Annotated in this window: 21 protein-coding genes; 10 read left to right on the forward strand and 11 right to left on the reverse strand. The window is 67.7% G+C overall.

From position 1 onward, the window contains the following. Positions 1-5: 5 nt before the first annotated feature. The 3 genes from KBY57_RS04000 to KBY57_RS04010 all read right to left on the reverse strand — a co-directional run bounded on the left by KBY57_RS04000 (position 6) and on the right by KBY57_RS04010 (position 3,663). On the reverse strand, positions 6-1,835 hold the full coding sequence (locus tag KBY57_RS04000) for an aspartate kinase (RefSeq protein ID WP_254994571.1): 1,830 nt from the start codon (positions 1,833-1,835) through the stop codon (positions 6-8). 74 nt (positions 1,836-1,909) lie between these two features. Next, positions 1,910-2,890 (reverse strand): DNA polymerase III subunit delta, encoded by a 981-nt coding sequence (holA, locus tag KBY57_RS04005; protein ID WP_254994572.1) that lies wholly within the window; start codon positions 2,888-2,890, stop codon positions 1,910-1,912. Between the two features lie 11 nt (positions 2,891-2,901). Continuing rightward, a complete protein-coding gene (locus KBY57_RS04010) occupies positions 2,902-3,663 on the reverse strand; it encodes a PIN domain-containing protein (protein ID WP_254994573.1) in 762 nt (253 codons plus the stop codon). A gap of 115 nt (positions 3,664-3,778) precedes the next feature. On the opposite strand from KBY57_RS04010, the gene KBY57_RS04015 reads away from it, so the two are divergent. After that, a complete protein-coding gene (locus KBY57_RS04015; protein ID WP_254994574.1) occupies positions 3,779-4,456 on the forward strand; it encodes a precorrin-8X methylmutase in 678 nt (225 codons plus the stop codon). Here the strand turns inward: KBY57_RS04015 and mutS are convergent. After that, on the reverse strand, positions 4,414-7,188 hold the full coding sequence (gene mutS, locus KBY57_RS04020) for a DNA mismatch repair protein MutS (RefSeq protein WP_254994575.1): 2,775 nt from the start codon (positions 7,186-7,188) through the stop codon (positions 4,414-4,416). The genes KBY57_RS04015 and mutS overlap by 43 nt on opposite strands. 169 nt (positions 7,189-7,357) lie before the next feature. On the opposite strand from mutS, the gene psbZ reads away from it, so the two are divergent. Beyond that, a complete protein-coding gene (psbZ, locus tag KBY57_RS04025) occupies positions 7,358-7,546 on the forward strand; it encodes a photosystem II reaction center protein PsbZ (protein WP_254994576.1) in 189 nt (62 codons plus the stop codon). Positions 7,547-7,595: 49 nt separating this feature from the next. Beyond that, entirely contained in the window at positions 7,596-8,075 is a 480-nt protein-coding gene (ribH, locus tag KBY57_RS04030; RefSeq protein ID WP_254994577.1) for a 6,7-dimethyl-8-ribityllumazine synthase, read from the forward strand. Between the two features lie 126 nt (positions 8,076-8,201). Here the strand turns inward: ribH and KBY57_RS04035 are convergent, their stop codons facing one another. From KBY57_RS04035 to KBY57_RS04045, 3 genes are read right to left on the reverse strand one after another with little or no spacing between them, the layout of a single operon-like run. Then, on the reverse strand, positions 8,202-8,693 hold the full coding sequence (locus KBY57_RS04035; RefSeq protein WP_254994578.1) for a GNAT family N-acetyltransferase: 492 nt from the start codon (positions 8,691-8,693) through the stop codon (positions 8,202-8,204). Positions 8,694-8,710: 17 nt separating this feature from the next. After that, positions 8,711-9,103, reverse strand: coding sequence for a type II toxin-antitoxin system VapC family toxin (locus tag KBY57_RS04040; protein WP_094559016.1), 393 nt, complete (start codon positions 9,101-9,103; stop codon positions 8,711-8,713). Beyond that, a complete protein-coding gene (locus KBY57_RS04045) occupies positions 9,103-9,372 on the reverse strand; it encodes a type II toxin-antitoxin system VapB family antitoxin (protein ID WP_094559017.1) in 270 nt (89 codons plus the stop codon). Before KBY57_RS04045 ends, KBY57_RS04040 begins: the two co-directional genes overlap by 1 nt. An 87-nt stretch (positions 9,373-9,459) precedes the next feature. Between KBY57_RS04045 and rfbA the strand changes: the two genes are divergently transcribed. Next, positions 9,460-10,344, forward strand: a complete 885-nt coding sequence (rfbA, locus tag KBY57_RS04050) for a glucose-1-phosphate thymidylyltransferase RfbA (protein ID WP_254994579.1) — start codon at positions 9,460-9,462, stop codon at positions 10,342-10,344. Further along, positions 10,334-10,933, forward strand: a complete 600-nt coding sequence (gene rfbC / locus KBY57_RS04055; RefSeq protein WP_254994580.1) for a dTDP-4-dehydrorhamnose 3,5-epimerase — start codon at positions 10,334-10,336, stop codon at positions 10,931-10,933. The genes rfbA and rfbC overlap by 11 nt, the downstream gene beginning before the upstream one ends. A gap of 2 nt (positions 10,934-10,935) precedes the next feature. On the opposite strand, the gene KBY57_RS04060 is transcribed toward rfbC, so the two are convergent. Together KBY57_RS04060 and KBY57_RS04065 are read right to left on the reverse strand one after the other, a co-directional pair. Next, positions 10,936-11,376, reverse strand: a complete 441-nt coding sequence (locus KBY57_RS04060) for a TA system VapC family ribonuclease toxin (RefSeq protein ID WP_254994581.1) — start codon at positions 11,374-11,376, stop codon at positions 10,936-10,938. Continuing rightward, on the reverse strand, positions 11,373-11,612 hold the full coding sequence (locus KBY57_RS04065) for a hypothetical protein (RefSeq protein WP_254994582.1): 240 nt from the start codon (positions 11,610-11,612) through the stop codon (positions 11,373-11,375). The genes KBY57_RS04060 and KBY57_RS04065 overlap by 4 nt, the downstream gene beginning before the upstream one ends. Positions 11,613-11,742: 130 nt before the next feature. Between KBY57_RS04065 and KBY57_RS04070 the strand changes: the two genes are divergently transcribed. After that, positions 11,743-12,936, forward strand: coding sequence for a Fic family protein (locus KBY57_RS04070; protein ID WP_254994583.1), 1,194 nt, complete (start codon positions 11,743-11,745; stop codon positions 12,934-12,936). Positions 12,937-13,109: 173 nt separating this feature from the next. On the opposite strand, the gene KBY57_RS04075 is transcribed toward KBY57_RS04070, so the two are convergent. Then, on the reverse strand, positions 13,110-13,499 hold the full coding sequence (locus KBY57_RS04075) for a PIN domain-containing protein (protein ID WP_254994584.1): 390 nt from the start codon (positions 13,497-13,499) through the stop codon (positions 13,110-13,112). Further along, positions 13,499-13,732 carry an AbrB/MazE/SpoVT family DNA-binding domain-containing protein gene (locus KBY57_RS04080; RefSeq protein ID WP_254994585.1) on the reverse strand — a complete coding sequence of 78 codons (234 nt, stop codon included), beginning with the start codon at positions 13,730-13,732 and terminating at the stop codon, positions 13,499-13,501. Before KBY57_RS04080 ends, KBY57_RS04075 begins: the two co-directional genes overlap by 1 nt. Positions 13,733-13,836: 104 nt before the next feature. Between KBY57_RS04080 and rfbD the strand changes: the two genes are divergently transcribed. From rfbD to KBY57_RS04100, 4 genes are all read left to right on the forward strand, one after another. Continuing rightward, entirely contained in the window at positions 13,837-14,766 is a 930-nt protein-coding gene (gene rfbD, locus KBY57_RS04085; RefSeq protein WP_254994586.1) for a dTDP-4-dehydrorhamnose reductase, read from the forward strand. Positions 14,767-14,803: 37 nt separating this feature from the next. Then, a complete protein-coding gene (locus tag KBY57_RS04090) occupies positions 14,804-16,123 on the forward strand; it encodes a sugar transferase (RefSeq protein ID WP_254994587.1) in 1,320 nt (439 codons plus the stop codon). Positions 16,124-16,185: 62 nt separating this feature from the next. Further along, positions 16,186-17,316, forward strand: a complete 1,131-nt coding sequence (gene rfbB, locus KBY57_RS04095; protein ID WP_254994588.1) for a dTDP-glucose 4,6-dehydratase — start codon at positions 16,186-16,188, stop codon at positions 17,314-17,316. Then, positions 17,316-18,569 carry a glycosyltransferase family 2 protein gene (locus KBY57_RS04100; RefSeq protein ID WP_254994589.1) on the forward strand — a complete coding sequence of 418 codons (1,254 nt, stop codon included), beginning with the start codon at positions 17,316-17,318 and terminating at the stop codon, positions 18,567-18,569. Before rfbB ends, KBY57_RS04100 begins: the two co-directional genes overlap by 1 nt. Positions 18,570-18,575 lie beyond the last annotated feature (6 nt).

Raw genomic sequence — 18,575 nt, forward strand, 5'->3', positions numbered from 1 at the left:
GTGTTTCAGACGGGGGCTTCTGTGCCTTCGGCGCGGTGGCTGATGGCCCCACCCAGGTTAAAGGCGGCGTGGACAGCCTGCAGCGCCCGCACGCCGTCGGCTTCGGCCACCACGCAGCTGGTGCGGATTTCACTGGTGGCGATCAGCTCGATGTTGATGCCGGCATCGGCCAGGCAGCGGAACATGCGGGCGGCGGTGCCGGGCGTGCAGGGCATGCCGGCGCCGACGGCGCTGATGCGAGCGATGGCGGGCCCTTGCTCGAAGTGGGCGCCGGGCCACTGGCGCAGCAGGGGGGCCAGGGTCTGCTCGGCCCGGGCCAGATCGTCGCGCTTGAGCACGAAACTCATGTCGCGGCTCAGGCCAGCTGTGCTGTCGCCATGGGTGCGCTCCGATTGCACGATCGCGTCGAGGCTGATGCCGGCATCGGCCAGGGTGCGGCAGACGGCCGCGGCGGTGCCGGGGCGGTCGGGCAGGCGCTGCACGGCCACCTGGGCCTGGTCGCGGTCGAGGGCGACGCCGCGCACGGCTGGATCGCCCAGATGGCAGGGCCCTGGATCGCGGCGCAGGTGCTGATCGGGCAGCTCGAAGGCCTCGGCGGCAGCCCGCAGGGCCTTGGCGGCCTGGTGCCCGGCCACCAGAACGCTCACCTTCACCTCGCTGGTGGCGATCAGGCGCAGGTTGATGCCGGCACGGGCCAGGGTGTCGAACAGGCGAGCGGCGACGCCCGGCCGGCCCATGATGCCGGCGCCGGAAATGCTCAGCTTGGCCAGGCCCGCTTCGGCGCTGAGCTGGGCGCCGCCATCCCCCAGCGCTGCCCCCATCCCGGCCAGCACCTCACGGCACACCAGCTGGGCCCGGTCGCTTTCGGCGGCCGCCAGGGTGAAGGCGATGTCGTTGGAAGCCCCTTCGTGGGTGGCCTGCACGATCAGGTCGACGTTGAGGCCGGCCGCGCCCAGGGCTTCGAACAGCTGGGCAGCCACCCCGGGCCGGTCGGGCACGTGGGAGAGGGCCAGCACGGCTTGGTCGGTATTGAGCTCGGCGCCATCGACTGGCTTGCCCAGCTCCAGCCCCTCGTGGCCAATCGGCCGGGCCACACCGCTGGTGAGCAGGGTGCCCGGCTCCTCGCTCCAGCTGGAGCGCACCACCAGGGGCACGCCGTAGTTGCGGGCGATCTCTACCGCCCGCGGATGCAGCACGGCGGCGCCGAGGCTGGCCAGCTCGAGCATCTCGTCGCAGGTGACGGTGGCCATCAGCTGCGCATCGGCCACCTTGCGGGGGTCGGTGGTGAGCACGCCGGGCACATCGGTGTAGATCTCGCAGGCGTCGGCCCCGAGCGCTGCGGCCAGGGCCACCGCCGAGGTGTCGGAGCCGCCGCGGCCCAGGGTGGTGATCTCCGGGGTGCCGCCGGCGCCGCTGCTGGTGCCCTGGAAGCCCGCCACCACCACCACCTGGCCCTCGGCCAGCAGGCGCTGCAGCCGCTCGGTGCGGATCTCGAGGATGCGGGCACGGCCGTGGGCCGACTCGGTGACGATCCCGGCCTGGGTGCCGGTCATCGAGACAGCTGGCACGCCCTCGGCATGGAGCGCCATCGAGAGCAGGGCGATCGACACCTGCTCGCCGGTGGCCAGCAGCATGTCCATCTCCCGCTGGGGCGGGTTGGCGCTGATGGCTCGGGCCAGGCCGGTGAGCTGGTCGGTGGTGTGGCCCATCGCCGACACCACGATCACCAGTTCATGGCCGTCCTCGCGGCAGCGGGCGATGCGGCGGGCCACCGCCTGAATCCGCTCCACATCGGCCACCGAAGTGCCACCAAATTTCTGAACCAGCAGGGCCATGGCGGGGGCGGCGGCGGTGGGGGTCTGGGAGAGAAGGGTTGATTATCCGTCCTGGTCTGTGGTGGGGGTTGGGCTTAGGAGCTGAGCAGGAAACCGTCGCGGAAGGCGTCGCCGGCTTCTGTGCCGCGTTTGAGGGCGGCTTCGACATCGAGCAGCTGGCTGAGCAGGCGCAGGAAGACGGCGGGCTGGCGGCCGCGGATCTGTTTGCGCATCACGTAGATGCGTTTGGGGTTGCCGATGCCGGCGGCCTTGGCGATCACGGCCACGTCCTGCTCGCCGGCGCGCTCCAGCAGCGTCACCCAGAGCCAGCCGCGGATCTGGCTGGTAAGGGCGGCCACGATGCGCAGAGCCGGTTCATTGGCTTCCAGCAGGGCATCCAGCCGGGCGATGGCCTCGGCCGGCTGACCCGCTAGCAGCGCATCGCCCACCGCCAGGGCGCTGGTGCTCTGGCCGCCCACCAGGGCTTGCACGGCGTCCAGGGTGATCGGCGTGTCGGGGTCGGCGTAGAGGCTCAGTTTTTCGAGCTCGCTGGCTAGGCGGGCGCTGTCGCTGCCCACGGCGTCGGCCAGGGCTTCGGCGGCGGCCGGCTCCAGCTTCAGCTCCAGTTCCCGGGCGGTGCGGCTCACCAGCTCCACCTGGCCGGCGCCGTCCCAGATGGCCGGTAGGGCAAAGCTCTGCTCGCTGGCCTCGCCGGCCTTCACCAGCTTCTGCAGGGCCTTGGTGGTGCGCAGGCGGGCGTCGGGTTTGCCGGGGCTGACCAGCACCAGGTGGCAGCCGTCGGCCACCTGGGCCAGGGCCGCCTCAAAGCCTTCTGCGAGCTCGGCCGGGCACTGGCTGCAGAACGGGCTGCGCTGCAGCACCACCACCCGGGCGCCGGCGCCGAAGGGGGGCGTGCGGGCCTCTTCCAGGGCCTGGGCCGCCTGGGCGCTGTCGTTGCCATCGAGGCGGCTGAGGTTGAGGCTGGCCCAGCTGGGATCGAGCTGCTCCTGCACCAGTGCCTCCACGGCACGGTTGCGGGCCGCCTCGTCATCGCCCCAGAACAGGTGAATGGGCATGGGGTGGGGGCTCAGAGGCGCAGGGCGCTGAGCACGGGGTGCTGGCCAGTTTGGGCCAGGGCGGGATGGTCGGTGACCAGCACCGCGGCGCCGGCCTGGATGGCGGTGGCCAGCTCGATGGCCGCGTTGTCATCGAGCTGGGGCTCCTGGCGGCGCAGGCGCACGGCCGCTGCCGCAATGGCCGTATCGGCGGGCACCAGCTGCCAGTGCTGGGGGTTGTCGAACGCCTTGGCGTAGCGCTGGGCCAGGGCCTCGTCGCCTTGGGCCAGGGGCCCCTCGAGCACCCGGATCAGGCTCACGGCGCTCACGACCCCGATCCAGTAGCCCGCGGCGATGCCCTGCATCAGGGGTTGGAGATGCTTGCCGGCGTTCTTGGCATCTGCCAGGAACGCCACCAGGGCCGTGCCATCGAGGGCGATTCGCGAGCCCTGGGCTAGCAGCCGCGGATTGAAGGTGCGTTGCCCTGGAGCCTGGGGGCCGAGGTTTTGAACCGGCTGCACGAAGGCCGGTGGCGGCGGTGCCGGCCGCGCCGGGTGGCGCTGGTTGGGGTCCCAGCAGCCGCGGCCGCTGCCCTGCAGAGCCATCAGGCTCTGCACCTGTTGCTGGCGCCTGCGGGGATCGGTGGGTGCTCGCCCCGCCAGCGGCACCAGGGCGGCCATCGGGGTGCGATGCCGCTGGATGACGAAGTGCTCGCCTGCAGCGGCCCGCTCCAGCAGTTCCGGGAGCCGGCGGCGGGCCTCCTCCACGCCCAGGGTTGTGTCGGGGTTGGTCACGGCGCTGCGGTGGGGTCGTCGTCGGGTGTGTGCCTAATTCTGTACAGGCTGTACAGAATTTAGGAGCACTTGCGTCGACAGGGCACAACCTGGGCTGAGTTTGCTGCCGTTGTTCATGCCTTCAGAAGGCGAGCAGGCGTTTGAGCAGGCCTTTGATCACCCGATCTTTCGCGAGAGCCTGCGGCTGATTCGGGAGCTGCCGGGGGTGGCGGCGGCACTGGCTCCGCTGACGCCCTTGCAGCAGGACGTGCTGTTGCGGCTGATTCACAGCAGCGGCGATCCGAGCCTGGCGGCCCAGCTGCGTTGGTCGCCGGGGGCCTGTGAGGCAGGACTGGCCGCCCTGGCGGCCGGGGCGCCGATCCTCACCGACACGGCGATGGCGGCGGCGGCGGTGGCGCCAATGGCGCGGCGCACCTTCGGCAACCCGGTGCGCAGCGTGCTGGATTGGGCGCCGGATCAGGCGCCAGCGGGCTCCACGCGCACAGCTGCGGGCATGGCCGCGGCCCTGGCGGAGCTGCAGCAGCCTGCGGTGGTGCTGATCGGCAGCGCGCCCACAGCCCTGGAGGTGTTGCTGGCACAAGGTGCAAAGCCGGCCCTGGTGATCGGCATGCCGGTGGGGTTTGTGGGGGTGGCGGAGAGCAAGCGTCACCTGGCTGCGAGTGGCCTGGCCCACATCCGGCTCGAGGGCTCCAAGGGCGGAGCCGGACTGGTGGCCGCCGCCTGCAACGCCCTGCTGCGGGCTGCCTGGCTTCAGGCGGCGAGCGCGCCGTCTGCCCCGCCGGCTTCCTCCTGATCCACGCGCACGACGCTGTTGGCTTCGATGCGGCCCAGCACCTGGCGGGCGCGCAGCACCACCGCCGCCGGCACGCCGGCGAGGCGGGCGGCTTCGATGCCGTAGCTGCGGCTGGCGCCGCCCGGGGCCACCTGGTGCAGGAACACCAGGGCGTCGCCGGTTTCCTGCACCAGCACCTGGGCGTTGGCGACGTTGGGCAGCAGCTCGGCCAGGGCGTTGAGCTCGTGGTAGTGGGTGGCGAAGATGCTGCGGGCGCCGAGGCCGCCGCGCTCGGGCGGGGTGGCCAGGTGTTCGGCCACGGCCCAGGCGATTGAGAGGCCGTCGAAGGTGGCGGTGCCGCGGCCGATCTCGTCGAGCAGCACCAGGGAGCGCGGCGTGGCGTGGTGAAGGATGTTGGCGGTTTCGGCCATCTCCACCATGAAGGTGGACTGGCCGGCCGCCAGGTCGTCGCCGGCGCCGACGCGGGTGAAGATGCGGTCGGCGATGCCGAGGCGGGCCGATTTGGCGGGGATCCAGCTGCCCATCTGGGCCATCAGCTGCAGCAGGCCGGTTTGGCGCAGGTAGCAGCTTTTGCCGCTGGCGTTGGGGCCGGTGAGGATGATGAGATCGGGGCCGGCGCCATCGTCAGGGCCATGGTCAGCGCCGCCCAGGCTCACGCTGTTGGCGGTGAAGGGCTCCTCCACCAGCAGCTGCTCCACCACCGGGTGGCGGCCGGCTTCGATAGTTAGTAGGCGGGCTTCGGGGCCGGATGGGTCGGTGATTTCGGGGCAGCAGTAGCCGCTGGTGGCGGCCACCTCGGCCAGCGAGGCGATCACATCGAGCTCGGCCACCAGGCGGGCGGCGTGGCGAATGGCGGCGGCCTGCTCGCCCACCTGGGCCCGCAGGGCGCAGAACAGCTCGTATTCGCGCTGGGCGGCGCGGGCCTTGAGCTGCTGGATGGCGCCTTCGCGGTGGCGTAGGGCAGGGGTGACAAAGCGCTCCTCGTTGGCCAGGGTCTGGCGGCGGATCCAGTGCTCGGGCACGGCTGCGGCCTTGGCCTTGGACACCGCCAGGAAGTAGCCGAAGGTGCGGTGGTATTGCAGCTTGAGGGTGCTGATGCCGCTGAGCCGGCGCTCCTCGGTTTCCTGCTGGGCGAGCCAGGCGTCCTGGTCGTCGAGCTGGTTGCGCAGCTCATCAAGGGTGGGGTCGACGCTGTCGTGGATCAGGCCGCCCTCGGTGAGCGACAGGGGCGGGGTGTCGAGCAGGGTGTGGCGCAGCGCTGCGGCCAGGGTGTGGAGCTCGGGCCAGGGGCGGGCCAGGGCCTGCAGCGGGGCGCTGGTGGCCTGGGCGAGCTGCGCGGCCAGCTGGGGCAGCCGTTCGAGACCATCGGCCAAGGCCACCAGATCCCGGGCCGAGGCGCTGCCGGCGCCGGCGCGGCCGGCCAGGCGCTCCAGGTCGCCCATGGGCCGCAGCAGCCGGCGGATCGCCAGCCGCAGGGAGCGCTGGGCCACCAGCTCGCTGACGCCGCCCTGACGCTCCAGAATTGCAACGCGCTCCACCAGTGGCGCCTGTAGCCAGCGGCGCAGGCAGCGGCCGCCCATGGCGGTGTGGGTGCGATCCAGGGCCCAGAGCAGGGAGCCCTGCAGCTGGCCGCCCAGCTGGGTTTTGGTGAGCTCCAGGTTGCGGCGGGTGGCGGCATCGAGCACCAGCTGGTCGCCGGCGTGCCAGGTGGTGGGGGGATCCAGCGGCACCTGCTGCTCCTGCAGGGTGCTGTCGAGGTAGGCCACCAGGCCGCCGGCCGCCCGCAGCGCCAGGGGCAGCTCGCCCAGCCCCAGGCCCGCGAGGCTGGCGAGGCTGAAGCGTTGCTTGAGGGTGGTGCTGGCTTCCAGCGCTTCAAAGGGGGTGCGGGGCAGGGGCGTCAGTCGCAGGGCGTCGGGGCACCAGGCGGGGCTGGTGGCGTCTGAGCTGGCGGCAGCGGGCCAGAGCACCTCGGCGGCTTCCACCTGCAGCAGCTCCTGGTGCAGGGCGTCGCTGCCTTCGCGCTCGGTGACCCGGAATTCGCCCGTGCTGACATCGGCCACCGCCAGACCCCAGCGGGCGGCTGAGCTGCCGGCGCCCTCCAGCACCACGGCGCAGAGCCAGTTGTTGCGGCGGGCGGCCAGCAGGCCTTCCTCGAGCACCGTGCCGGGGGTGAGCACCCGGGTGATGCCGCGCTTGAGCAGCTCGCCCTTGGCGGGTGTGGTTTCGAGTTGGTCGCAGAGGGCCACGCAGAGGCCGCGGCGCACCAGTTCGCCGCAGTAGCGCTCGGCGGCATGGTGGGGAATGCCCGCCATCGGCACCCGGCCGATGCCCTTGCCGCCTTCCTTGCCGGTGAGGGTGAGCTCCAGCAGGCGCGAGAGGGTGATGGCGTCTTCGAAGAAGCACTCGAAGAAGTCGCCGAGTCGGTAGAGCAGCACCCGGTCGGGGTGGGCGCGCTTGAGCTCCACGTAGTGCCGCAGCATCGGTGTGAGCTGCTCCGGTTCCACCAGGCCGTGGTGGTGCCAGGCGGGCAGGTCGGTGTCGCTCTCTGGGGGGGCTGCCGGCGCAGCTTCTGGGGCAGGCTGGCGCTGGCGGGTGCGGGGCCGCGCTGAGCCTGTGGGGAGCGGTTCGGGCTCGGTGGGGGCTGCGGCCGGGTGCACGGGCTCCTCGGGCAGGCCCAGGGCGGCGGCGAGCGAAAGCTGCTGGTCGGCTTCCGCGGCCACGGCGAGGGGCATGCACAGGAGGGCGTCGATCGTAGGCGCGTCGGCCTGGTGGCTCACCCCACAACTTGTGAAGGATCGCCAGGGGCGCTCGGCACGGGGCCGGCCCGTCGTGTGAGAATCCGCCCACTGACTTGATCAGGCTCAGTTCTGATCTGGCTCCGCGCCACTCGCCGCATTCGCCATGCAGATCCTCAACACCCTCACCGTTCTGGCCCTGGTGGTGCTGTCGTTCGCCTTGATCGTGGCGGTGCCGGTGCTGTACGCCAGCAGTGAAGATTCCGGCCGCTCCAATCGCCTGATCCTGCTCGGCGGCATCGCCTGGGTGGCCCTGGTGCTGCTCAACTGGGGCATGAGCATCTTTGTGGTCTGAGGGCTTTCAGTCCCGCTGCGTAGCCTGAGGGCATTCGCACACCAACTCCGTGGCCAGCTTCGAAGGAACCTTCACCGGCGCCAGCGGCCTCCGAATCGCCATCGTGGTGGCGCGATTCAATGATTTGGTCACCGGCAAGCTGCTGAGCGGCTGCCTGGATTGTTTGGGCCGGCACGGGATTGATACCGGTGCCACCAGTGCCCAGCTCGACATCGCCTGGGTGCCCGGCAGCTTCGAAATTCCCCTGGTGGCCCAGCGCTTGGCGGCCAGCGGTCGCTACCAGGTGGTGATCACCCTGGGGGCCGTGATTCGCGGGGACACCCCCCACTTCGACGTGGTGGTGGCCGAGGTGAGCAAGGGCGTGGCCGCCGTGGGCCGCTCCACTGGCGTGCCGGTGATCTTCGGCGTGCTCACCACCGACACCCTGCAGCAGGCGCTGGAGCGGGCTGGCATCAAGAGCAACCTGGGCTGGAATTACGGCCTGCAGGCGCTGGAAATGGGCAGCTTGATGGCGGCTCTGCCTGGCTGAGTGGGCTGCTGAGGTGACGGCGGCGCGGTGGGTGCTGCGTTTGCGCGTGCTCCGGAATTCTGTACAGGCTGTACAGCTTTTGGCACAGTGCGCGGCGTTGCTCTCCTCGTCGTTGCCCTGCTCGGCTCAGGCGGAAGAGCCGCCATCGCGCTGGGGCCGGCTCGCTGCTTGTTTTACCAGCAGCACCTGGGGCTCCGCAGCGCGGAAGCCCAGCTGCTCGTAGAAGCCGGCGCTGTTGGTGGTCATCAGGTAGATGCGCTCGACGCCGAGCAGGGCCGGAGTGGCCAGCAGGGCTTCCACCACCCGGCGGCCGAGGCCCTGGCCGTGCAGGTCGCCGGCCACCACCACATCCCAGAGCACGGCGCGGTAGATGCCATCGCTGCTGGCCCGGCCGAAGCCCACCAGGCGCTTGCCCTGCCATAGGCTCACCACCACGGTGCTGCCGGCCAGCAGCCTGCGCAGCTGCGCCATGGTGCGCCCCTGGGCCCAGAAGGCGTGCTTGTTGAACAGTCGCTGCAGCTTCCACAGGCCCCGGGTGGGTCGCAGGCCCGGGCCGAGGCCAAACCAGCGCAAGCCTGGGGCCCCCGGGGCGTGGATCAGGAGCCGCAGTGCTGCCATCGCACCATCCTCAAGCTTCAAGCGATCACCGCTTGGATATCCGTGAGGCCAAAGTCGTTGCCCTTGAACAGCAGTGGTGCGGCGCAAAACTGTGCCAGGGCGTAGGAATAGCAATCACCCAGGTTCAAGCCTGCAGGGTGGCGGCCTTTGCCGAAGCGGCGGAAGGCCGAACGGGCGATCTGTGCCTGATCGGCGTTGAACGGCACAATTGCCACGTTCGCCGTGGCCAGGAACAGGTCGAGGTCACTTTGGCCGTCGATGCCGAAGCGGGCCTCCACCACGATCGAGAGTTCGACCAGGGAGGCGGCGGACAGGCGCCGTTGATCGGCTGCAGCGATGGCGGCGTTGAAGGCAGCCCGCTCCGGCTCGTTTTGAAGGATCGCCAGCACGGCGGAAGGGTCGATCACCATCAGCCGGAAACGCCGATGGCGTTGTAGCCGAGGATCTCTTCAGGGCTGCGGCTGTCGATCACGGGACGGCTAGCCGCACGCAGGGCAATCTCATTGAGGCGATCGGCGAGGCATTCACGCCCCTTGGACGCCTGTTGCCGTTGCTGTTTCAGGCGATCGAGCCGTTCGTGCAGCGACTGGATCACAGCAGCTGTTTTGGTTTCACCGGCGAGAGCCGCAACTTCGCCAGCCAGGCGATCGGCTTCGCTGTTGCGGATGTTCAGCGCCATGGCGGGCGGTGTGTAGCAACACTCCTCTGAGTGTAGACAGCCCTGACTGAGCTGCCATGGCACCATTCTCCCAGCGGAGTGCGCCCTATGGCTCGCAAGGGCATCATCCTGGCCGGCGGCAGTGGCACCCGGCTTCATCCGATCACCCAGGCGGTGAGCAAGCAGCTGCTGCCGGTGTTTGACAAGCCGATGATTTATTACCCGCTCAGCACACTGATGCTGGCGGGAATCCGGGAGGTGCTGATCATCACCACGCCCCAGGATCGGCCCTCTTTTGAGCGGCTGCTCGGCGATGGCACCCGCTGGGGCATGACGATCGACTACGCCGTGCAGCCCAGCCCCGACGGGCTGGCCCAGGCGTTTCTGATCGGTGCCGACTTCCTGGCTGGTGCGCCGGCGGCCCTGGTGCTGGGCGACAACCTGTTCCACGGCCACGACCTCAGCCCGCAATTGCAGGGCTGCAACGGCGATCGAGCCGGGGCCACGGTGTTTGCCTATCCCGTGCGGGATCCCCAGCGCTACGGCGTGGTGGGTTTCGATGGCGAGGGGCGGGTGACCAGCCTGGAGGAGAAGCCCGCCAAGCCGCGCTCCTGTTATGCCGTGACTGGCCTTTATTTCTACGACGACACCGTGGTGGAGCGGGCCCGGCGGGTGCAGCCCTCGGCCCGGGGGGAGCTTGAGATCACTGACCTCAACCGGATGTATCTCGAGGAGGGCCTGCTCAAGGTGGAGCTGATGGGCCGGGGCATGGCCTGGTTGGATACGGGCACCTGTGAGTCGCTGCATGAGGCCGGCAGCTACATCCGCACCCTGGAGCACCGCCAGGGCCTCAAGGTGGGCTGCCCCGAAGAGGTGGCCTGGCGGCTGGGCTGGATCAGTGGCGAGCAGCTCGCCGCTTTGGCTGCCCCGCTGCGCAAGAGCGGCTACGGCGACTACCTCCTGCAACTTCTGGAGACCCCCGATGCAAGCTGACACCCTCACCACGGCGGCGGGCGTGTCCGTTGCGGGCCCGTTGTTGCTGACGCCGCGGGTGTTTGGCGATGGGCGCGGCTTTTTCTTCGAGAGCTGGAACCAGCAGCGCTTTGCCGAGCTGCTGGCGGCCGATGGCCAGCCCGTGCTCGGCTTCGTGCAAGACAACCACTCGCGCTCCAGCCGGGGGGTGCTGCGGGGTTTGCACTACCAGCTGCCGCCCCATCCCCAGGGAAAGCTGGTGCGCTGCGTGCTGGGGGAGATTTTTGATGTGGCGGTGGACATCCGCCGCAGTTCGCCCACGTTTGGCCAGTGGGTGGGTGTGGTGCTCAGCGCCGAAAACCATCAGCAGCTGTGGGTGCCGCCGGGGTTTGCCCACGGCTTCCTCACCCTGAGTGAGCAGGCCGAGGTGCTCTACAAAACCACCGACTTCTGGAGCCGCGATTGCGAGCGCGCCATCCGCTGGGACGATCCCGCGCTGGCGATCGCCTGGCCGCGCGAGGGCCTGGCGGGCGCAGAGCCCCAGCTGTCGGAGAAGGATGCCGTGGCTCCGCTGCTGGCGGAGCTGCCAGCTACTGATCTGTTCAGCTGACGTCAGAGTGGCAGCCAGTTCAGGCCTTTGAAGCGTTCGAAATCGCGGTCGAAGCTCACCAGTCGCCAGCCATTGGCGATCGCTAGGGCGGCGAGATAAGCATCGGTGTGGAGCCGGGCCGGCAGCTCGGCGCTGGAGAGCAGGCTGTGAAAGAGCTCCCAGCCGTTGTGCTCGGGTGCTGCCATGGCTACACCAGGTTGGCGGCAGAACCCTTGCAGGAGCGCCGAGGCTTCCGCTGAAGCCAGCACCGCCGTGCCCATCAGTTTCGGTTGACTCACCAATCGGATTAGCCCCAGCGCTGTGACGGTGCAGAACAGCACCTCAGCGGAAGCCTGTTTCTCCCAGTAGTGCAGTGCTTGCTTGTGGTGTGGGTGATCCGTTGCGGCCAGAGCCAGCCACACATTCAGATCGGGGAGATCCGCTGGATCGGCGTGGGAGTTCAAGCTTCGAGCATTTCAAACAGCCAGGCGTTGCTCAGGTTGTGGCTGGGGATGCTGAGGGAGCTGTGCAGTTGGGGCAGGCTTTCTGCCGTGCGCTGCGTTGCTGCAGAGGGGGGAGTTGCGCTGAGGCCCTGTTCCACATAGCTGCGCAGCAGCTGTTTGAGCGTCACGTGCTCATGGGCTGCTCGGGCCTTCAGGCGGGCAAACAGGGGGTCGGGCAGCTCCAGGGTGGTACGCATGGCCGAGGTTGCAGGTGTGCGCATTTTAGTGCGCATCAAACGTGGGTGGCTTGCCAGCTCTCCTGCTTCAGCCATGAAGCGAATCGAGCCCGCTAATCGCTTCGCTCAATGAAGCGATTAGGTTGATCCGATGGAGCCTCGATGGATCTGGCAGCAGCCCGACTGGCCCAGCTTTCGTTGGGATGGAGTCGCACTTCGGCCAGCGCTGCTGCAGGCAGCAGCTGAGCGTCAGCGGTTGGCTGAGCAGCTGGATGGGTTGGATGCCGGCCTGGACCGTGAGGCCCTAACGGCGCTTGTGAGCCGCGAGAGCGTCAGTACGGCAGCCATTGAGGGGGAGCGGCTGGATCCAGCCGAGGTGCGTTCCTCGGTGGCTCGGCGTTTTCAGTTGCCTCCAGATCCACCGGGGTCGTCTACGCCGCATGCCAGCGCCCAGGTGGAAGGAGTCGTGCAGCTGTTGCTGGTGGCTACGGCTGAGCTGGGCGTGCCACTGACGCTTTCAGCCTTGCATCAGTGGCATGCGGATCTGTTTGCTGCGGGGCCCGATGGGTTGCGGGCCATTGCCATTGGCGATCTGCGCGGATCGCTGCCGATGCAGGTGGTGTCGGGTGCGATTGGTCGGGAACGGTTGTATTTCGAAGCTCCTCCACGGGACGGTTTGGATCGCCAGCTGACGCTGCTGTTGGATTGGTTCAACGGCCCGTCTCTGCAGCTGGATGGCTTGGTGCGGGCAGGGCTGGCCCATCTGTGGTTGGTCACCCTGCATCCCTATGACGATGGCAACGGTCGACTGGCCCGGGCCCTCACCGATCGAGCCCTGGCCCAGATCCCGAGGCCAGAGACCCAAGCGAAGCGAACCGATCCACTAATGGCTCGTGCCTTGGGGCTCTCGGCCCGGATCCAGCAGCAACGGCAGGACTACTACCAGGAGCTCGAGCGCTGCCAACGGGGCGATTTGGAGGTGACGCGCTGGCTGCAGTGGTTTCTGGAGCAGGTGGCGGCGGCGGCTCTCAGCAACCAGGCGGTGGTGGCCGCAGTGCAGGCCAAGGCGCTTTTTTGGTGGCGGCATCGCCATAGCGGCTTCAATGCGCGGCAGCAGAAGCTGCTCAACCGTCTGCTGGATGCCGAACCCCAAGGATTTGAAGGGGGGATGACCCTGCGCAAAGCCATCGGACTCACCAAGGCAAGCCGGGCCACGGCCTGGCGCGATCTCAGCGAGCTGGTGGAACTTCAGGCCCTCACGCCGATCGGCGCCGGCCGCAGCCGGGCCTACCGCCTTGGCTTTCCGTTTGAGCTGGACCAGAAGGATCAACCCAGCCATTCCTGAGCGCGCCGAGGAATCCCCGATGGATCCGGCAGCAGCGGAGCGTCAGCGATCGGCTTACCCCAATTGGCAGGAAACCTTTTGCTTTCAGGCTTCTACGGGATGTTGTACAGGCTGTACAGATTTCCCAACGCAACGCGGAACATCACAGCACGCATCACCGCAGCCCAGGAGGCTCAGCCGAGCCATTCCTGGGAGAGCTCGGTAACAGCGCGGAATTCAGGGTCTTTGTGCAGCAGCGTGGCGCCGATCTGCTGGGCGGCGGCAGCGATCCAGGCATCTGCGAGCGACAGGGAATGGCAGGCCTTGATGCCGGCGGCTCGCTCCAGCAGGGGCTCTGAGGCCTCAACCCACTGCAAGGGCAAAGCCTTGAGCTGCTCATAGGCCAGGCGGCCAGCGCGCTCATTTTCGTCCTTCCAAACGCGGTAGAGCACCTCCATGCGGCTCAGAAAACAGGCGTAGCAGTGCTGCGGTTGCTCGAAGGCTTGTTCCACCCGGTCGGCGCCGGGCTCGTCGTCGCGCAAGGTGAGCAATGCAGAGGTGTCCAGCAGAATCAGCGTTGCCATCAGCAACCAGCGGTGCGCTCGGCCTCACGCTCAGCGAGCATGCGTTGGGTGGAGCCGCCGCGCTTGCCCGTGCCGCGAAAGGCCTTCACCGGTGATGGGTCAACGGGAAGCACCCGGATGGAGCCATCGGCCTCCACAATCCATTCCAGGCGTTTGGAAGGGCCCAGAGAAAAGCGATCACGGATGGCAGCCGGGATCACGGTTTGGCCGCGGCTGGTGATGGTGCTGCGCACGGCCGCCCCCAGGTGAATTACTAATTCTTAGATTAGGTCATTCACCCGGGGCCCATCCCAGCCCGGCTGTCCACAATGGCGACGATGTTGACCCTCTCCCGGCCATGAAGGTGCTGCTCACCGGCGCCGCCGGCCAGCTGGGCCAGGCGCTGATCGCTTCCAAGCCGCCCGAGGTGGAGCTGATCGTCACCAGCCGCGGTGGCGGAAACCAGGCGCTGGCTGTGGATCTGTCCCAGCCGGAGGCTTGCCGCGCGGCGGTGCTGGAGCATCGGCCGGATTGGGTGCTCAATGCCGGCGCCTACACCGCGGTAGACCAGGCGGAACGCGAGCCGGAATTGGCCCAGGCGGTGAACGCTGGCGCCCCGGCGGCCTTTGCCGAGGCCCTGGCGGCGCTGGATCGGCGCAACGGCGCCGGTAGCGGCCGGCTGTTGCAGGTGAGCACCGATTTTGTGTTCAACGGCGAGCAGGGCAGCCCCTACCGGCCAGAGCAGCCGGTGGCTCCCTTGGGCGTGTATGGCGCCTCCAAAGCGGCCGGCGAAGCGGCCGCGCTGGCGCTGCCGGGGGCTCGGGTGCTGCGCACCGGCTGGGTTTATGGGCCAGTTGGGCGCAATTTCTGCTGCACCATGCTGCGTCTGCATCGCGAGCGGGCGGCATCCGGCCAGCCCCTCGGCGTGGTGGCCGACCAGGTGGGCTGCCCCACCAGCACCCTCACCTTGGCCGCGGCCTGCTGGCGCGCGATTGGCCCCTACGCGGATGGCCCGCGGATCCTGCATTGGAGCGACGCGGGTGCGGCCAGTTGGTACGACTTCGCAGTGGCCATCGGCGAGTTGGGGGTGGCTGCAGGTCTGCTGGAGGGCGCGGCTGCGGTGGCGCCGATCACCACCGCCGACTACCCCACGCCCGCGCGGCGGCCCAGCTATTCGCTGCTGGATTGCACTGCCAGCCGCCAGGCGCTGAACCTCGAGCCGCTGCACTGGCGCGCGGCGTTGGGGGGGGTGATTGCCCGGTTGGACCCCGAGGTGAGAACTGCTTAGGTGCCGCTTAAGTTCAATCCAGCCCGCAGTTGGCCGTTTGTCCTGGCGTAATCCCCGCCGCAACCTGTTTCTTTGTGCGGCTCTGGATCTAGCGGGGCTGCTGGGCTTGCTGGCGCTTTTTGCTATCTACCAGTCGCGGCCCCTCGCCCCGCAGATGGGCTGGGTGGCGTTTACGGCCTTGGCTTATCTGGGCCTGGGCTGGCTGTTTGGCAGCTACACGGTGCTGCGCTGGCGGCGTCTGCCCTTGCGGGCCGTGATCCAGCGGGTGTTGATCACGGGCCTGGCCATGGTTGTGGCGGTGGCGGTGGCTCGCCTGCTGGTCAATCCGCCTGAGTTGATTTGGTTGGTGCATCGCAGCACCCAGGCGCAGTGGTTGCTGCCGTTGCTGTTGTGGTCGCTGCTGGTGCGCGGGTTGTTGCGGCGTGGCGTGTTGTTGCCGGAGCAGGCCCAGTGCCTGTTGGTGGGAGCAGACGCTGATGTGCAGCCGGTGCTGGAGGCCTGGAGGCGCACCCCCCCCCGCCAGCCGCTGCGGCGGCTGGCGTTGGAGCAGGCTCTCGAGGCCAGCCCCCCCCTGGTGCTGGCCGTGGCGCCTTCGCTGCGTCAAGATCCCCGCCATCGCCAGCTCTTGGAGCAACTGGAGAGTCGCGATCCGCGCGAGGTCAACCTCACCACGCCGCTCACCTTGTTGGAGCGCCAACTGGAGCGCCTGCCTCCCGAGCTGGTGCCCGACCCCTGGCTCAACTACGACGATTTGCCGTGGAACAACCTGTTCAGCCTGCAGCGTCAGCTCAAGCGCGTGGCTGATGTGCTGGTGGCCGCGGTGCTGCTCGTGCTCAGCAGCCCGTTGATGCTGCTGGCGGCAGTGCTGATCTGGCTGGAAGACCGCGGGCCGGTGGTTTACATGCAGCAACGCAGTGGTTGGCTGGGGCGCCGCTTTGTGGTGTTTAAGTTGCGCACCATGGGCGTGGCCCCGGCCAACGCACCTGCGTGTTGGACCGTGCCGGGTGATGAACGCATCACCCGGGTGGGGCTTTGGTTGCGCCGATTGCGGCTGGATGAGCTGCCGCAGCTGCTGCAGGTGCTCAGTGGTGACATGAGCCTGATCGGGCCGCGGCCTGAGCGGCCTGAGCTGGAGGAAGAGCTGGAGGCACGCATTCCCCACTACCGCAAACGCCACTGGATGCGGCCGGGCCTGAGTGGTTGGGCCCAGGTGTGCGCACCCTATGCGTCCAGCGTGGAGGACGTGGAGCTCAAGCTCTCCTACGACCTCTACTACCTCAAGCACTTCAGCACGTGGTTGGATTTGGTGATCCTGTTCCGCACGATCAAAACCGTGCTCAAGGGCGGGGGGCTTTGACAGGCTCCGAAGACGTCATCTGGGCCGCCGACTAGGTTTGATTGCAGCAATTCACCCTGCTGATGACCGACTGGCTAGTTCCAGGGACGCGGGTGCTGGTGACCGGCGGTGCGGGTTTCATTGGAGGTGCGGTGGTGCGGCGCCTGCTGCGTGAGAGCACAGCTGTTGTGTTCAATCTCGACAAGCTCGGCTATGCCAGCGATCTCACCAGCATTGAGCAAACCCTCTCCCAGCTGGACTCGGCTGCTGAGGGGCGTCACCAGTTGCTGCAGGTTGATCTGGTGGATGCGCAGACCACAGCGGCAGCGGTGCGCCAGGCCGATCCGGATCTGGTGCTGCACCTGGCGGCGGAGAGCCATGTAGACCGCTCGATCGATGGACCCGGTGCCTTTCTGGAAAGCAATGTGACGGGTACCTTCAACCTGCTGCAGGCGGTGCGGTCTCACTGGGAGCAGCTGCCCCCTGCGCGGCAGGAGGGGTTTCGCTTCCACCACATCAGCACCGATGAGGTGTTTGGTTCGTTGGGGCCGCAGGGGCGCTTCAGCGAAACCACTCCCTACGACCCCCGCAGCCCCTACTCGGCGAGCAAGGCCGCCAGCGACCATCTGGTGCGGGCCTGGCACCACACCTATGGCCTGCCGGTGGTGCTCACCAACTGCTCCAACAACTACGGCACCTGGCAGTTTCCGGAAAAACTGATTCCGGTGGTGATTCTCAAGGCGGCGGCCGGCGAGCCGATCCCGCTCTATGGGGATGGCGGCAACGTGCGCGACTGGCTCTACGTGGAAGACCACGTGGAGGCCCTGTTGCTGGCGGCCACCCGCGGCCGGCTGGGCGAGAGCTACTGCGTGGGTGGCGCGGGCGATCACGGCTGCGCCAGCGAGCGCACCAACAAGCAGGTGGTGGAGTCGATCTGTGCGCTGATGGATCACTTGCGGCCTGCCGCGGCGCCCCACGCCCGCTTGATCAAGGCGGTGGCGGATCGCCCTGGCCACGACCGCCGCTACGCCATCGATGCCACCAAGATCAGCACGGAGCTGGGCTGGCGACCCCAGCACAGCTTTGAGCAGGGGCTGGAAGCCACGGTGCGTTGGACGCTCGCCAATCTCGACTGGTGCCGGCAGGTGCGCCTGCGCGCGGGTTATCAAGGTGAGCGGATTGGTACCCGCTCGGTATCGATCATGGCGTCTTGATGCCTGATAGCTACCACCGAGTAGCAGGGCTGCTGGAGCGATCGATGCCGCTGCTGGCCCTGAATGTGGGCCTTGATCTTCTCGGTGTCGCCCTGGCGTGGCGGATCCTGACGATGCAGGTGACGCCCATCAATGTTGTTCTTTTTCTTGCGGCTTTTTTTGCTGTTTCCTGGTTAGTCGGCGGTTATTTCTATTTGCGCTGGCCGTTGATGCCCGCTCGCCGGGTGCTGCTCAGACTTCTGGTGTGCGTTCTGCTGGCACTGGGAATCACCTTCATGTGCATGATCTGGGTTTTGGCCGATCGGGATTGGCTGCCTTTGCTCTCATTGGCCACTGTTTTTGGCGGCTGGGCTTGTCTGCAGCGCCTCTGGTTGCGCCCGTTGGTGCGTGCAGGGATCCCACGGCTGATGGCTCAGAGACGTGCGGATCAGGTTTTGGCTGGAGATGCCCCATATCCTATGGCCCGCGAGCTGCTTTTGCTTCTCGTGGCTTATCACCCGGGTGTGGAGGAAGTGGACCAGTTGCAGCGCTGCCTAGCCCGGCTTCCGGCCCAGATTGGCTATGCCGTGGTGGTGAATGACCATCGCATCGGGGAGCCGGTGGATCGGCTCGCCGAGGGCGCTGATTGTTTTCTGGTCAATCGCAACAATCCAGGATATGGCCGCTCTGTGAATCAGCTGTTTCGCTTTCTGCTGAATCGCCCTGGTGGCGCACCTCCCTACATCGGCATTCTGAACACCGACCTCTCCTGGGCGGATGGTACATTTTTCCAGTTGCTGTTCTGGTTGCAGGCGCACCCGCAGGTCAACCTGGCTGTCCCGCAGATTGTGAATCCAAGTGGCGAGGTGCAGCGCCTTTGCAAGCGCAATCCAACGTTGCTGGGTCTATTCAGCCGTCGGTTCCTGCCCGAGTGGTGCAAGCCCCGTTGGCTAACGCGCTACGACCAGTGGTATGTGATGGCGGAACAGGATTATCAGCAGGTTTTCCCGGCCACCTATCTCAGCGGCTGTTGCATGTTGGTGCGCACCGCGGCCTTTGAGCGCGTGGGTGGCTTTGATGAGCGTTACTTCCTGTATCTGGAAGATGCTGACCTAACGCGCTTGCTTTCTCTCCACGGTTGTTGTGTCCACCTGCCGGTTGCCTCGTTGGTGCACAACTGGGGCAAAGGAAACTATCGGAATGCCTACTTGACGTTGGTGAATCTCATCAGTGCCTGGCACTATTTCAGGAAGTGGGGCTGGGCATTGTGGTGAGTCGAG

The organism is Cyanobium sp. Aljojuca 7D2, assembly GCF_024346415.1.
Taxonomy (GTDB): domain Bacteria; phylum Cyanobacteriota; class Cyanobacteriia; order PCC-6307; family Cyanobiaceae; genus Cyanobium_A.